The sequence below is a fragment of the Vibrio sp. Vb1574 genome (genome assembly GCF_033338675.1).
In genome coordinates this window covers 1-13,748 of the sequence record NZ_JAWOTC010000064.1, presented here as the reverse complement: position 1 = coordinate 13,748, position 13,748 = coordinate 1, and the positions used below count along the sequence as shown (strand labels likewise).

Annotated in this window: 16 protein-coding genes; 14 read left to right on the top strand and 2 right to left on the bottom strand. The window is 45.6% G+C overall.

From position 1 onward, the window contains the following. The 13 genes from R7O12_RS22970 to glmU form a co-directional block, all read left to right on the top strand. A partial coding sequence (locus R7O12_RS22970) for a 16S rRNA (guanine(527)-N(7))-methyltransferase RsmG (RefSeq protein WP_318126421.1) occupies nt 1-287 on the top strand: 287 nt, incomplete at its 5' end. A gap of 10 nt (nt 288-297) precedes the next feature. Beyond that, nucleotides 298-1,071 (top strand): ParA family protein, encoded by a 774-nt coding sequence (locus R7O12_RS22965; protein ID WP_005383838.1) that lies wholly within the window; start codon nt 298-300, stop codon nt 1,069-1,071. A gap of 24 nt (nt 1,072-1,095) precedes the next feature. After that, nucleotides 1,096-1,977: a ParB/RepB/Spo0J family partition protein gene (locus tag R7O12_RS22960; RefSeq protein WP_005383840.1), complete on the top strand. Its 882-nt coding sequence runs from the start codon at nt 1,096-1,098 to the stop codon at nt 1,975-1,977. Between the two features lie 189 nt (nt 1,978-2,166). Beyond that, nucleotides 2,167-2,556 carry a F0F1 ATP synthase subunit I gene (locus R7O12_RS22955; RefSeq protein WP_005378921.1) on the top strand — a complete coding sequence of 130 codons (390 nt, stop codon included), beginning with the start codon at nt 2,167-2,169 and terminating at the stop codon, nt 2,554-2,556. An 8-nt stretch (nt 2,557-2,564) separates the two neighbouring features. After that, nucleotides 2,565-3,377, top strand: a complete 813-nt coding sequence (atpB, locus tag R7O12_RS22950) for a F0F1 ATP synthase subunit A (protein ID WP_005378922.1) — start codon at nt 2,565-2,567, stop codon at nt 3,375-3,377. 57 nt (nt 3,378-3,434) lie between these two features. After that, a complete protein-coding gene (atpE, locus tag R7O12_RS22945) occupies nt 3,435-3,689 on the top strand; it encodes a F0F1 ATP synthase subunit C (protein WP_002540812.1) in 255 nt (84 codons plus the stop codon). A 74-nt stretch (nt 3,690-3,763) separates the two neighbouring features. Continuing rightward, complete coding sequence (gene atpF, locus R7O12_RS22940) at nt 3,764-4,234, top strand: F0F1 ATP synthase subunit B (RefSeq protein WP_005378929.1); 471 nt, start codon at nt 3,764-3,766, stop codon at nt 4,232-4,234. 14 nt (nt 4,235-4,248) lie between these two features. Next, a complete protein-coding gene (atpH, locus tag R7O12_RS22935; RefSeq protein ID WP_005378930.1) occupies nt 4,249-4,782 on the top strand; it encodes a F0F1 ATP synthase subunit delta in 534 nt (177 codons plus the stop codon). 13 nt (nt 4,783-4,795) lie between these two features. After that, nucleotides 4,796-6,337, top strand: a complete 1,542-nt coding sequence (gene atpA, locus R7O12_RS22930; RefSeq protein ID WP_005378931.1) for a F0F1 ATP synthase subunit alpha — start codon at nt 4,796-4,798, stop codon at nt 6,335-6,337. Between the two features lie 44 nt (nt 6,338-6,381). Beyond that, complete coding sequence (gene atpG, locus R7O12_RS22925) at nt 6,382-7,248, top strand: F0F1 ATP synthase subunit gamma (RefSeq protein ID WP_005378932.1); 867 nt, start codon at nt 6,382-6,384, stop codon at nt 7,246-7,248. Nucleotides 7,249-7,283: 35 nt separating this feature from the next. Beyond that, nucleotides 7,284-8,687: a F0F1 ATP synthase subunit beta gene (atpD, locus tag R7O12_RS22920; protein ID WP_005383849.1), complete on the top strand. Its 1,404-nt coding sequence runs from the start codon at nt 7,284-7,286 to the stop codon at nt 8,685-8,687. Nucleotides 8,688-8,705: 18 nt separating this feature from the next. Further along, a complete protein-coding gene (locus tag R7O12_RS22915) occupies nt 8,706-9,128 on the top strand; it encodes a F0F1 ATP synthase subunit epsilon (protein ID WP_005378937.1) in 423 nt (140 codons plus the stop codon). A 149-nt stretch (nt 9,129-9,277) separates the two neighbouring features. After that, the gene (gene glmU, locus R7O12_RS22910) at nt 9,278-10,639 is read left to right on the top strand and encodes a bifunctional UDP-N-acetylglucosamine diphosphorylase/glucosamine-1-phosphate N-acetyltransferase GlmU (RefSeq protein ID WP_213971875.1); all 1,362 of its coding nucleotides are present in this window, start codon (nt 9,278-9,280) and stop codon (nt 10,637-10,639) included. 80 nt (nt 10,640-10,719) lie between these two features. On the opposite strand, the gene R7O12_RS22905 is transcribed toward glmU, so the two are convergent. After that, nucleotides 10,720-11,460: an amino acid ABC transporter permease gene (locus tag R7O12_RS22905; protein WP_005383852.1), complete on the bottom strand. Its 741-nt coding sequence runs from the start codon at nt 11,458-11,460 to the stop codon at nt 10,720-10,722. Between the two features lie 115 nt (nt 11,461-11,575). On the opposite strand from R7O12_RS22905, the gene R7O12_RS22900 reads away from it, so the two are divergent. Further along, nucleotides 11,576-12,352, top strand: a complete 777-nt coding sequence (locus R7O12_RS22900; protein ID WP_005378944.1) for a transporter substrate-binding domain-containing protein — start codon at nt 11,576-11,578, stop codon at nt 12,350-12,352. A gap of 44 nt (nt 12,353-12,396) precedes the next feature. On the opposite strand, the gene punC is transcribed toward R7O12_RS22900, so the two are convergent. Beyond that, complete coding sequence (gene punC, locus R7O12_RS22895; protein WP_005378946.1) at nt 12,397-13,602, bottom strand: purine nucleoside transporter PunC; 1,206 nt, start codon at nt 13,600-13,602, stop codon at nt 12,397-12,399. Between the last annotated feature and the right edge of the window lie 146 nt (nt 13,603-13,748).

The window sequence follows — 13,748 nt, the reverse complement described above, 5'->3', positions numbered from 1 at the left end:
TGAAAAACGTGACACCAATTCAAAGTCGCGTCGAAGAATTCCAACCTGAAGAAAAATTTGATGGCGTTTTGAGTCGAGCTTTTGCTTCAATGACAGACATGGTGGAATGGTGCCACCATTTGCCGAAACAAGAGCACGGGGTGTTTCTAGCGCTGAAAGGACAGCACCCTAAAGATGAAATGGATCAGCTTCCTGAATGGTGCAGTGTGACAGAGATCATATCTTTGGCTGTTCCTGAGTTGGAAGGTGATCGTCATCTAGTAATCTTATCGCGCAAGGAAAATTAGCGAGGTAATCGTGGGTAAAATTGTAGCAATCGCCAACCAGAAAGGTGGGGTCGGCAAAACAACAACGTGCATTAACTTAGCGGCTTCGATGGCGGCAACAAAGCGCAAGGTTTTGGTGATCGATCTCGACCCGCAAGGCAATGCTACGATGGCCAGTGGCGTGGATAAGTATATGGTCGACGCCACCGCATACGATCTTTTGGTCGAAGATACACCGTTCGATCAAGTCGTTTGTACCCAAACAACAGGGAAGTATGATTTGATCGCGGCGAACGGAGACGTAACCGCGGCAGAAATCAAATTGATGGAAGTTTTCGCTCGTGAAGTGCGTCTAAAAAATGCATTGTCGTCAGTTCGCGATAACTATGATTTCATCTTTATTGATTGTCCTCCTTCTCTAAACCTTCTTACAATCAATGCGATGGCGGCAGCTGACTCTGTGCTGGTGCCGATGCAATGTGAATACTTTGCGTTAGAAGGTTTAACTGCTCTTATGGATACAATCAGCAAGTTAGCGGCTGTTGTGAATGAAAACCTAAAAATCGAAGGTTTATTGCGTACCATGTACGACCCACGCAACCGCTTATCGAATGAAGTATCCGATCAACTTAAAAAACACTTTGGGAATAAAGTTTACCGTACTGTCATTCCGCGTAATGTTCGTTTGGCTGAAGCGCCAAGTCACGGTAAGCCAGCAATGTACTACGATAAGTACTCCGCAGGTGCCAAAGCGTATCTTGCTCTAGCGGGCGAAATGCTCCGCCGCGAAGAAATCCCAGTTTAACTCTAACCTAAGGAATTCAATCCCATGTCTAAGCGTGGTCTCGGAAAAGGACTGGATGCGTTATTGTCGACCAGTTCGTTTGCTCGTGAAAAACAGCATATTGCATCGCATAGCCAAGAATTATCGGCAGACGGTGAGTTAACCGATTTAGCGATTGGTCAATTGCAGCCGGGCGTATACCAACCGCGTAAAGATATGGCGCCTGAAGCGCTAGAAGAACTAGCGGCTTCGATTCAATCACAAGGCATTATTCAACCAATCGTGGTTCGCCAGGTCGAAAATGGTCAGTTTGAGATCATTGCAGGTGAGCGCCGCTGGCGTGCTGCAAGGCAGGCGGGTTTAAAACGCGTGCCGTGTTTGGTGAAAAAAGTTGAAGATCGTGCCGCCATCGCCATGGCGTTGATTGAAAACATTCAACGTGAAGACTTGAATGTGATTGAGGAAGCCCAAGCGCTTGAGCGTCTACAAGATGAATTCACGCTGACACATCAGCAAGTGGCCGATGTGATTGGTAAATCAAGAACGACGGTGAGTAACCTATTACGTCTGAATCAGTTGGAAGTTGATGTAAAAGGTCTGGTTGCAGATAAAAAATTGGAAATGGGTCATGCTCGAGCTCTGTTAGCGTTAGAAGGCGAACAGCAAGTCGAAGTAGCTCAACAAGTGGCTAAGAAGCAAATGACTGTTCGCCAAACTGAACAGTTAGTAAAAAAGTGCTTAGCCCCACAAAATGAGCAAAAAGGGCAACAAGAGGATACCGAAGCCGAGCAAATGTCGCATAAATTGAGTCAGCTGCTTGATGCAAAAGTTTCTCTTACCCGTTCTGCAAACGGAAAAGCGAAATTGACGATAAGTCTTGATGAGCCTCACAAATTGGACCAACTAATTGCCAAGCTTGAGGCCTAGATGAGATAATTGATTTAGGTCAATTAATCTAATTAATCGAATTTTGTGCGAAAGTTGTCGTTTTGTAAACAAAACTGTAAGTTTTTGATGCAATCGAATTGCTTTACGTTGAACTGAACGTATAATTTTCGCCAATTTCCCAGCACAGAGAGTTAAGTGCGAAGTGGATATTACTAGAGGTACGAATACATGGTAGCTGCGTTAGCTAGACCAGGACGAGAGCTCGCAAGGCAATTGTTAATGATCCAGTCTGGCGCGGTTATTTTTGTGGCAGCAGGAATGGCGGTAGCCATAAATCCTGACTGGGGATTTTCAGCGCTGATTGGCGGAGGCATTTTTGTTGTTGCCAATGCAGTATTCGCGCTGTGTGCTTTCATGTTTAGTGGAGCTCGCGCTGCCAAGCGCATCGCTGCTTCCTTCTATACGGGTGAAGTACTGAAAATTCTCATCACGGTTGCACTGTTCTATGTTGCCTACATGTATATGCAGGTGGAACTTGTTCCCCTCAAACTAACCTATTTGCTGGTACTAGGTATTAATATCTGTGCACCAGTGCTATTCATTAACAACAAAAAATAGGATGAGTTATGGCTGCGCCAGGTGAAGCGCTAACATCGTCCGGTTACATTGCCCACCACCTTTCTAACCTATCGCTATACAAGTTGGGTTTAGTAGGGTCGGAGACAAGTTTCTGGAACGTACATATCGATAGCCTGTTTTTTTCTTGGTTTACTGGTTTAATCTTCCTCGGAATTTTTTACAAAGTAGCAAAGAGAACAACAGCGGGTGTACCGGGTAAGCTTCAGTGTGCTGTAGAAATGATCGTTGAATTTGTCGCCGATAACGTCAAAGACACGTTCCATGGACGCAACCCACTGATCGCGCCTTTAGCACTGACTATCTTTTGTTGGGTATTTTTGATGAACGTGATGGACTTAGTTCCTATCGACTTCTTACCATACCCAGCAGAGCATTGGCTAGGTATTCCTTACCTTAAGGTTGTACCGTCTGCTGATGTGAATATCACCATGGCTATGGCTCTAGGCGTTTTTGCATTGATGATTTACTACAGCATCAAAGTAAAAGGTCTAGGTGGATTCGCAAAAGAACTTGCACTACATCCATTCAATCACCCACTGATGATTCCGTTTAACCTACTAATTGAAGTGGTATCGCTATTAGCGAAACCTCTATCACTTGGTATGCGTCTATTCGGTAACATGTTCGCGGGTGAGGTTGTATTCATTCTTTGTGCGGCAATGCTACCATGGTACTTACAATGGATGGGTTCACTACCGTGGGCAATCTTCCATATCTTGGTTATTACGATTCAAGCCTTCGTATTCATGATGTTGACAATTGTTTACCTGTCAATGGCACACGAAGATCCTGATCATTAATTTTTTTAAAGCTTTTTATTTGGGCACTAAGCCAACAACTATAAATTGGAGATAGTAATGGAAACTTTACTGAGCTTTTCTGCAATCGCCGTAGGTATTATCGTCGGTCTTGCTTCTCTTGGTACAGCGATTGGTTTCGCACTGCTAGGTGGTAAATTCCTAGAAGGTGCTGCACGTCAACCAGAAATGGCTCCTATGCTACAAGTTAAGATGTTCATCATCGCGGGTCTACTTGATGCGGTTCCAATGATCGGTATCGTAATCGCGCTACTATTCACTTTCGCAAACCCATTCGTTGGTCAACTAGGTTAATCACCTTTAACTCGGGACGGGCGATTATCGCTTGTCACTGATTAACACTAAGTCCAAATAGAGGGGTAGCTGTTGTGAACATAAACGCAACTCTGCTAGGTCAAGCAATCTCGTTCGCACTATTTGTGTGGTTCTGCATGAAGTATGTATGGCCACCATTGATGCAAGCGATCGAAGAGCGTCAGAAGAAAATTGCTGATGGTCTTCAAGCAGCAGAACGTGCTGCGAAAGACTTGGATCTAGCACAAGCCAACGCTTCTGATCAATTGAAAGAAGCGAAGCGCACAGCAACTGAGATCATCGAACAAGCGAACAAACGTAAGTCTCAAATTCTTGATGAAGCTCGCGAGGAAGCTCAGGCAGAACGCCAGAAAATCCTAGCGCAAGCAGAAGCAGAACTTGAAGCTGAACGCAATCGTGCACGCGATGAGCTGCGCAAACAAGTTGCTACTCTGGCTGTAGCTGGTGCTGAGAAAATCCTTGAGCGTTCTATCGATAAAGATGCGCAAAAAGATATTCTCGACAACATTACTGCAAAACTTTAAGTCTGGGGGCGCATATGTCTGATTTGACTACTATCGCACGCCCCTATGCTAAAGCAGCCTTCGACTTTGCTTTAGAGAAAGACCAGTTGGACCAATGGGGCCAAATGTTATCTTTTGCTGCTGAAGTGGCCAAAAACGAACAAATGAACGAACTACTAACGGGTTCGGTTTCTGCTGATAAAATGGCAGAAATTTTTGTTGCAGTTTGCGGCGAACAAGTTGATGCGCACGGTCAAAACCTTTTGAAGGTAATGGCTGAGAATGGTCGTTTAGCGGCCCTTCCTGATGTTTGTAAAGAGTTTTTTACTCTGAAAAAAGAACATGAGAAAGAAATTGATGTTGAAGTAATTTCAGCAACAGAGCTTTCTGATGAACAACTTGCAAACATTGGCAGCAAACTTGAAAAGCGTCTTGAACGCAAAGTGAAGCTGAATTGCAGTGTAGATGAGACCCTACTTGGTGGGGTTATTATTCGAGCCGGAGACCTAGTCATCGATGACTCAGCGCGTGGTCGTTTGAACCGCCTGAGCGATGCATTGCAGTCTTAATGGGGATTGGAGCATGCAACTTAATTCCACGGAAATTAGCGATCTGATCAAACAACGTATCGAATCTTTCGAAGTTGTTAGTGAAGCTCGCAACGAGGGTACTATCGTATCGGTAAGCGATGGTATCATCCGCATCCACGGCCTAGCGGACGTGATGCAAGGTGAAATGATTGAATTACCGGGTGGCCGTTATGCACTGGCACTTAACCTTGAGCGTGACTCGGTTGGTGCGGTTGTAATGGGCCCATATGCTGACCTTAAGGAAGGCATGAAAGTTACAGGTACTGGCCGCATTCTTGAAGTGCCAGTTGGTCCAGAACTACTAGGCCGCGTAGTAAACACGCTGGGTGAGCCTATCGATGGTAAAGGTCCAATCGAAGCGAAAATGACTTCGCCTGTAGAAGTGATCGCACCAGGTGTAATCGACCGTAAATCGGTAGACCAACCTGTGCAAACTGGTTATAAGTCAGTTGACTCAATGATCCCAATCGGTCGTGGTCAGCGTGAGCTTATCATCGGTGACCGTCAGATTGGTAAAACAGCACTGGCGATCGACGCGATCATCAACCAGAAAGACTCTGGTATTTTCTCTATCTACGTAGCAATCGGTCAGAAAGCATCGACTATCGCTAACGTTGTTCGCAAACTAGAAGAGCACGGCGCACTACAAAATACTATCGTTGTAGTTGCATCAGCTTCTGAATCTGCAGCGCTTCAATACCTAGCGCCTTACGCAGGTTGTGCGATGGGTGAATACTTCCGCGATCGCGGTGAAGACGCACTGATTGTTTACGATGATCTATCTAAGCAAGCGGTAGCTTACCGTCAGATCTCTCTACTACTTAAACGTCCACCAGGCCGTGAGGCATTCCCAGGTGACGTATTCTACTTACACTCGCGTCTACTAGAGCGTGCAGCTCGTGTAAACGAAGAGTACGTAGAGCGTTTCACTAACGGTGAAGTGAAAGGTAAGACTGGTTCTTTGACTGCTCTTCCTATCATCGAAACTCAAGCAGGTGACGTTTCAGCATTCGTACCGACTAACGTAATCTCGATTACTGATGGTCAGATCTTCCTACAAACTGAGCTATTCAACGCTGGTGTTCGTCCTGCTGTTGACCCTGGTATCTCAGTATCTCGTGTAGGTGGTTCAGCTCAGACGAAAATCATCAAGAAACTATCAGGTGGTATCCGTACAGCACTAGCTGCATACCGTGAACTAGCGGCATTTGCTCAGTTCTCTTCTGACCTTGATGACGCAACGAAGAAACAGCTAGACCATGGTCAAAAAGTTACAGAACTAATGAAGCAGAAGCAGTACGCTCCAATGTCTGTATTTGACCAAGCTCTAACTATCTTCGCGGCAGAGCGCGGTTACCTTGATGATGTAGAACTTAACAAAGTTCTAGATTTCGAGGCGGCTCTACTATCGTACGCTCGCGGTCAATACGCTGAACTAGCAGCTGAGATCGACAAGTCTGGCGCTTACAACGATGAAATCGAAGCTCAGTTGAAGAAACTGACTGACGACTTCAAAGCAACCCAAACTTGGTAATTAGGTCGGTGGCAGTTTCTGCCACCAACTAACGGAGAGTAACGATGGCCGGCGCAAAAGAGATACGTAATAAAATCGGTAGTGTTAAAAGCACTCAGAAAATTACGAAAGCGATGGAAATGGTAGCAGCTTCAAAAATGCGTCGTTCTCAAGATGCAATGGAAGCTTCTCGTCCATACGCTGAAACAATGCGTAAAGTGATCGGTCATGTGGCTAACGCAAACCTAGAGTACCGTCATCCGTACCTAGAAGAGCGTGAAGCTAAACGTGTTGGTTACATCATCGTTTCGACAGACCGTGGTCTGTGTGGTGGTTTGAACATTAACGTGTTCAAAAAAGCCGTTACAGACATGCAAGCATGGAGAGAGAAAGGTGCTGAGATTGAGCTAGCCGTTGTTGGCTCAAAAGCAACAGCTTTCTTTAAACATGGTGGCGCAAAAGTTGCGGCACAGGTTTCTGGTCTTGGAGATAATCCAAGCCTACAAGACCTAATCGGCTCTGTTGGCGTAATGCTGAAGAAATACGATGAAGGTGAACTGGACCGTCTATATGTAGTATTCAACAAGTTTGTTAATACTATGGTTCAGCAACCAACGATCGATCAATTGCTACCTTTGCCTAAATCGGACAGCGAAGAGATGCAGCGTGAGCATTCATGGGACTACATCTATGAGCCTGAACCAAAACCTCTACTGGATACGCTATTAGTGCGTTACGTAGAGTCTCAGGTATACCAAGGTGTGGTTGAGAACCTTGCTTGTGAGCAAGCGGCTCGAATGATTGCGATGAAGGCTGCAACGGATAACGCAACCAGTTTGATTGACGATTTGGAACTTGTGTACAACAAAGCCCGTCAGGCTGCGATTACACAAGAACTATCAGAAATCGTTGGTGGTGCAGCTGCGGTTTAAGCTTAGGTAAAACGAAATAGTTTAGAGGATTAACGATGGCTACAGGTAAGATCGTACAGATCATCGGTGCGGTAGTCGACGTAGAGTTCCCACAGAGCAATGTACCTAGTGTATATGACGCTCTAAACGTAACGGACTCAAAAGAGCGTCTAGTTCTTGAAGTTCAACAACAGCTAGGCGGTGGCGTAGTTCGTTGTATCGTAATGGGTAGCTCTGATGGTTTACGTCGTGGAGTTGAAGTGGTTAACACTGGCGCTCCAATTTCAGTACCAGTAGGTACTAAAACTCTAGGTCGTATCATGAACGTCCTAGGTGACGCGATTGACGAGCGTGGTGAAGTGGGTGCGGAAGAGGTTTACTCTATCCACCGTAGTGCACCAAGCTACGAAGAGCAATCAAACGAAATTGCACTTCTAGAAACGGGCGTTAAAGTAATCGACCTAATTTGTCCATTCGCTAAGGGTGGTAAAATCGGTCTATTCGGTGGTGCAGGTGTAGGTAAGACCGTTAACATGATGGAACTTATCAACAACATCGCACTACAGCACTCAGGTCTATCAGTATTTGCTGGTGTTGGTGAGCGTACTCGTGAAGGTAACGATTTCTACTACGAGATGCAGGAAGCGGGCGTTGTAAACGTTGAGAAGCCTGAAGAATCAAAAGTAGCGATGGTTTACGGTCAGATGAACGAGCCACCAGGTAACCGTCTACGTGTTGCACTGACTGGTCTAACAATGGCAGAGCGTTTCCGTGACGAAGGTCGTGACGTACTACTGTTCATTGATAACATCTACCGTTACACACTTGCAGGTACAGAGGTATCAGCACTACTAGGTCGTATGCCTTCTGCGGTAGGTTACCAGCCAACTCTTGCAGAAGAGATGGGTGTACTTCAGGAGCGTATCACGTCAACGAAATCAGGTTCTATCACGTCTGTACAGGCGGTATACGTACCAGCGGATGACTTGACTGACCCGTCTCCAGCAACAACGTTCGCGCACTTGGATGCAACGGTTGTACTTAACCGTAACATCGCTGCAATGGGTCTATACCCTGCGATCGACCCGCTAGATTCAACATCTCGTATGCTTGATCCACTAGTAGTTGGTCAAGATCACTACGAAGTTGCTCGTGGTGTTCAGCAGACTCTTCAGCGCTACAAAGAGCTGAAAGATATCATTGCTATCCTAGGTATGGACGAGCTATCTGAAGAAGATAAGCAAGTTGTATCTCGTGCACGTAAGATTGAGCGTTTCCTAACTCAGCCTTACCACGTAGCAGAAGTATTTACAGGTGACCCTGGTATTTACGTACCTCTAAAAGAGACTCTACGTGGCTTTAAAGGTCTACTAGCTGGTGAATACGACGACATTCCTGAGCAGGCATTTATGTACTGCGGTAGCATCGACGATGCTATTGAGAATGCGAAGAAGCTATAAGGCTAACTAGGAGGCGATATGGCAGCAATAACCTTTCACCTAGACGTAGTAAGCGCTGAGAAGAAAATCTTCTCTGGTCGTGTTGAAACGTTTCAGGTGACCGGTAGCGAAGGTGAACTTGGTATTTTCCATGGTCACACACCGCTGCTGACCGCTATCAAGCCTGGTATGGTGCGTATTGTGAAACAGCACGGCCACGAAGAAATTATTTATGTTTCTGGTGGTATGGTAGAGATTCAGCCTGGTACAGCGACTGTACTAGCTGATACAGCTATCCGTGGTGAAGAGCTAGACGCAGCGAAGGCAGAAGAAGCCAAACGCCGCGCTGAGGAGCAAATCCAGAATCAGCATGGTGACATGGACTTCGCACAAGCGGCCAGTGAACTGGCTAAAGCCATTGCTCAGCTACGAGTTATCGAGCTGACAAAAAAGCGTCGCTAAGCTCAATTAGCAACGTTGCATGAAAAAAGGCGGCCAATTGGTCGCCTTTTTGATTAATTTTAGTTGGAAATTTACCTTACTCCATTAACTATTTTAAAAGAGCTGTTTAAAATAACGGCCAATTAACATAAAACGTCAATAGGTTATCAATGAAATTCAGTGCTGTGATTCTTGCAGCGGGTAAAGGTACCCGTATGCATTCGAACATGCCTAAAGTGCTACACACTTTGGCAGGCAAGCCAATGGCAAAACATGTGATTGATACATGTACAGGTCTAGGTGCACAAAATATCCACTTGGTCTTTGGTCACGGTGGTGATCAAATGCAAACCACTCTTGCAGAAGAGCCTGTAAATTGGGTGCTTCAAGCGGAGCAGTTAGGAACTGGTCATGCGGTTGATCAAGCATCTCCTCGCTTTGAAGACGATGAAAAAATCCTCGTGCTTTACGGTGATGTTCCACTGATTTCAGCTGAAACGATTGAAAACCTATTAGATGCACAGCCAACAGGCGGTATTGCGCTACTAACAGTGATTCTAGATAACCCGACAGGCTACGGTCGTATTATCCGTAAGAATGGTCCTGTTGTGGCGATCGTTGAACAAAAAGATGCAACAGAAGAACAAAAACAAATTAAAGAGATCAACACTGGCGTGATGGTTGCGACTGGTGGGGATCTTAAGCGTTGGTTGTCTGGCTTAAACAACAACAACGCACAAGGCGAATACTACCTAACTGACGTTATTGCAGCTGCACACGATGAAGGTCGTGCCGTTGAGGCAGTACACCCAGTCAATGCCATTGAGGTGGAAGGGGTCAATGACCGCGCACAGCTTGCTCGTCTAGAGCGCGCTTTCCAGTCAATGCAAGCTCAGAAGCTACTAGAGCAAGGTGTCATGCTACGCGATCCAGCACGCTTTGATTTGCGTGGTGAGTTACAGTGCGGTATGGACTGTGAAATCGACGTGAATGTTATCGTCGAAGGTAAAGTTTCACTGGGTGATAACGTGGTTATCGGTGCGGGTTGTGTACTGAAAGATTGTGAAATCGACGACAACACCATCGTTCGCCCTTACAGTGTGATTGAAGGTGCAACGGTTGGTGAAGAATGTACGGTTGGTCCATTTACTCGCCTTCGTCCTGGTGCTGAAATGCGTAACGATTCCCATGTGGGTAACTTCGTTGAAGTGAAAAATGCGCGCATCGGAGAAGGTTCAAAAGCGAACCACCTAACTTACTTAGGTGATGCAGAGATCGGCCAACGTACTAACATCGGTGCAGGTACTATCACTTGTAACTACGATGGTGCGAACAAGTTTAAAACCATCATCGGTAATGATGTTTTTGTTGGTTCTGATAGCCAGCTGGTGGCGCCTGTCACTATCGCTGATGGCGCAACCATCGGTGCTGGCACGACACTAACAAAAGATGTTGAAGAAGGTGAGTTAGTAATTACTCGCGTCAAAGAACGCAAAATTACTGGCTGGCAGCGTCCTGTAAAACAGAAATAAGCATTACCTACACTCTGTCTCTATATTGTCAAAGCCGCTCAACAAGAGCGGCTTTGTTGTTTCTAGCTAAGGCTTCATCGCTAGTAGCTAGGAATGGCAATACGTTTTTCGAGCCAACGAACGGCTTGAGATACAAATAGGATGAGTAACAAGTACTCCAAAACGAGGAAGGTATAAATCTCTAAGGGTAAGTACTCATTCACCACCAGCTCATTAGCACGGCGAGTGAGATCGCTTAAACCAATCACGCTGACTAAAGAACTCATCTTGAGGATGTAGACAAATTGATTGCCCAGTGGTGGGAGAATTTGCCGAAACGCTTGGGGAAGAATTACCAAGCGCATCTTTTGCCAATAGCTTAAGCCCAAAGATTCAGCCGCTTCATGCTGGCCACGGCTGATAGCTTGTATTCCACCGCGAAATACTTCCGCCATAAACGCGCTCTCAGCGATAGTCAGTGCAATAACACCCGCCCAAAAGTGATTGAGTGAGACATCCAATAGCGTAGGCATGCCGTAATACACCCAAAGTAGTAAGACTAAAACTGGCACTGAACGGATCACCTCGACGTAAATACGGTTTATCCACTTCAGAGAGGCTGAGTCCGACAGAGCGGGTAACGCAACGATCAGACCCAAGCTCATCGCAAACAACATACTGAGGAGTGATACCTGAATGGTGTCATTAAACCCAGCGATTAAAAACTTTAGATTGGTGAGTCCTTGATCCGTCGAAGGGTCAAGTACATACCAGCCCCATTGATAATCTGAACAACCAGTGAGTAATAGCAGTGAAAACAGCCATAGAGTTCGAAACGTCACATTTACTCCCTGAATTAACTAAAAAACTTCCTTTGTTGCTGCTATGTTATCAGTAGAGCTCTAATAAAGGTTAATTATTAAACCGTATAAGGTCATTATTTTTAAGGGAATAAAAATGAGAAAGATTTTACTAGTGCTAGGAATGTGTTTGCTTGCTGCGACTCAAGTCGCTCACGCTGAAAGCCGTCTTCAATCTATTTTAGACAATGGCGTACTCCGAGTTGGAACGACGGGAGATTGGAATCCGATGACGATGAAAGACCCCGCGACAAACAGTTATCGTGGCTTCGATATCGATGTAACAACAGAACTTGCTAAAGATCTCGGTGTAAAAGTGGAGTATGTTCCCACGGATTGGAAGACGCTAGTTAATGGCATTACCGCCAACAAATACGATATTACTGGCAGCGCATCTCTGAACATGTCGCGCGCGAAAGTAGCTGGATACAGCCAGCCGTATTTCTACCTTGCCTTTGTACCTGTGGTGCAAAAGAAAGATCTCGCCAAATTCTCTGATTGGGCGGATTTTAATAAACCAGAAGTAAAAGTCGCGGCGACGTTAGGTACGGTACAAGAAAAAATGGTGAAAGAGTTCTTCCCGTCTGCTCAGCATATTGTTATTGAAGCGCCAGCGCGCGACTTCCAAGAACTACTAGCTCGCAGGGCCGATGTATCGGTGACGTCCAATGTGGAAGCAGCGACGTTAGTGGACAAGTTTAAACAGTTGGCGATAGTGCCAGTGACCGCACCGCGTAAACCAACCCCAATTGCTATGTTGTTGCCGCAAGACGATCAAGTATGGATTAATTACATCAATCACTGGGTAGAGTTGAAAAAGACTCAAGGCTTTTTTAAGCAGACTGCCAAGAAGTGGGGGTTGAAAAGCTTATAAACAGAAAGAGCCGCATTGCGCGGCTCTTTTTATTATCTGAACAATTAAAGTTCGTCTTCACTCACGACTCGGGCGTTGTCAGGAGTCGTAAAGTGCTTGGATAATTCGCGATTCGACAGAATGTATCCCATCCACAGCCCACCCATACAGATGATGATTGCGATGCCAGTAACCATCTGAGCTTGGCTTGCCATTGCGGCTACCAATGCACTTGAGAAGCTACTTACACAGATTTGCAGGCTGTTTTGCAGACCTGCTGCTGTTGCAGGGCTCTGTTGTGCGCTGGCCAGTGCACGGTTTACCACGATTGGGTACAGCGCGCCGTTAGCAACGGCAATCAAACAGAATGGCGCAAGAATAGGCCAAATCGATGACAGCTCCCACTGTGAAGCAATGAAAATCATTAATGCCGCGACACTAAATAGGCCAATAAGTTGGCGCAGAACCTTTTCATCACCAAATTTTCGAACGCCTACTTTACCTAAGTAGCCACCAGCCATAAACGCGATAGTTTGTGGGATAAAGCTCAAACCAATATCTTTTGCTTCGTAGCCCAGTTGCGCCATGATTTCTGGCATCCCTGTTAGGTAAGCAAAGAATGCAGCTGAAGCCGTCGCAAACATAAACACGTTGCCAAGGTATTTTTTAGAACTCAGCAGCGCTTTGATGTCGGCAGACATACTGGTTTGTTTGATTTCTGCTTTCTCGTCTTTTTGTGCCATGGTCGCAAAGACCAAAAAGACACCAACCAGTGTTAGCGTAATAAAGATACTGTGCCAGCCGAAGTTATCTGCCAACACAACCCCTAATTGAGGTGCTAGTGCTGGTGATAGCGCGACGAGTGGCATGATTGTCGCAAAAATTTGTTGGCTACTGCTTGAGTAGCGTTTAATGACCATAGCCTGCCAGATCACGGCTGGTGCACACACACCGATAGCTTGGATAAAGCGCAGTGTGAGTAGTTGCCATACTTGATCACAGAAAGCCAAACCGAATGACGCGATAGTAAATAGCACCAACCCGGCTGCGAGTGTATTACGATGGCCAAATTTATCGGATGCCAATCCCCACATTAGCTGGCCAATCGCCATACCAACGAGGAATACCGTTAAAGAGAGCGCAATTTGCTCAGGGCCTGTTGCAAAGTCGATTTCCATCGCTTTGAATGCTGGCAGATACATATCGGTAGCAACGAAGCCAAGCATCGATAATGCTGCCAGATAAATGAGCTGTAGTTTTGAGATTTTCATGATTCAACCAGTCAAATTATTTAATCATTTTTTAATCAAAATCAGTTGGCGCCAACCCTGATTTATTTACCTTATTATTCTATTTTTCGATTTTGAGAAAATAAAACGCTAAAATTGTTGGTTATCAATCAAATTTTTTGAAAGGT

Bases quoted from the DNA above. Each gene is read 5' to 3' on its own strand.
- R7O12_RS22960 (WP_005383840.1), top strand. From the start codon at position 1,096: ATGTCTAAGCGTGGTCTCGGAAAAGGACTGGATGCGTTATTGTCGACC.
- R7O12_RS22955 (WP_005378921.1), top strand. From the start codon at position 2,167: ATGGTAGCTGCGTTAGCTAGACCAGGACGAGAGCTCGCAAGGCAATTG.
- atpB (WP_005378922.1), top strand. From the start codon at position 2,565: ATGGCTGCGCCAGGTGAAGCGCTAACATCGTCCGGTTACATTGCCCAC.
- atpE (WP_002540812.1), top strand. From the start codon at position 3,435: ATGGAAACTTTACTGAGCTTTTCTGCAATCGCCGTAGGTATTATCGTC.
- atpH (WP_005378930.1), top strand. From the start codon at position 4,249: ATGTCTGATTTGACTACTATCGCACGCCCCTATGCTAAAGCAGCCTTC.
- atpA (WP_005378931.1), top strand. From the start codon at position 4,796: ATGCAACTTAATTCCACGGAAATTAGCGATCTGATCAAACAACGTATC.
- atpG (WP_005378932.1), top strand. From the start codon at position 6,382: ATGGCCGGCGCAAAAGAGATACGTAATAAAATCGGTAGTGTTAAAAGC.
- atpD (WP_005383849.1), top strand. From the start codon at position 7,284: ATGGCTACAGGTAAGATCGTACAGATCATCGGTGCGGTAGTCGACGTA.
- R7O12_RS22915 (WP_005378937.1), top strand. From the start codon at position 8,706: ATGGCAGCAATAACCTTTCACCTAGACGTAGTAAGCGCTGAGAAGAAA.
- glmU (WP_213971875.1), top strand. From the start codon at position 9,278: ATGAAATTCAGTGCTGTGATTCTTGCAGCGGGTAAAGGTACCCGTATG.
- R7O12_RS22900 (WP_005378944.1), top strand. From the start codon at position 11,576: ATGAGAAAGATTTTACTAGTGCTAGGAATGTGTTTGCTTGCTGCGACT.
- punC (WP_005378946.1), bottom strand. From the start codon at position 13,602: ATGAAAATCTCAAAACTACAGCTCATTTATCTGGCAGCATTATCGATG.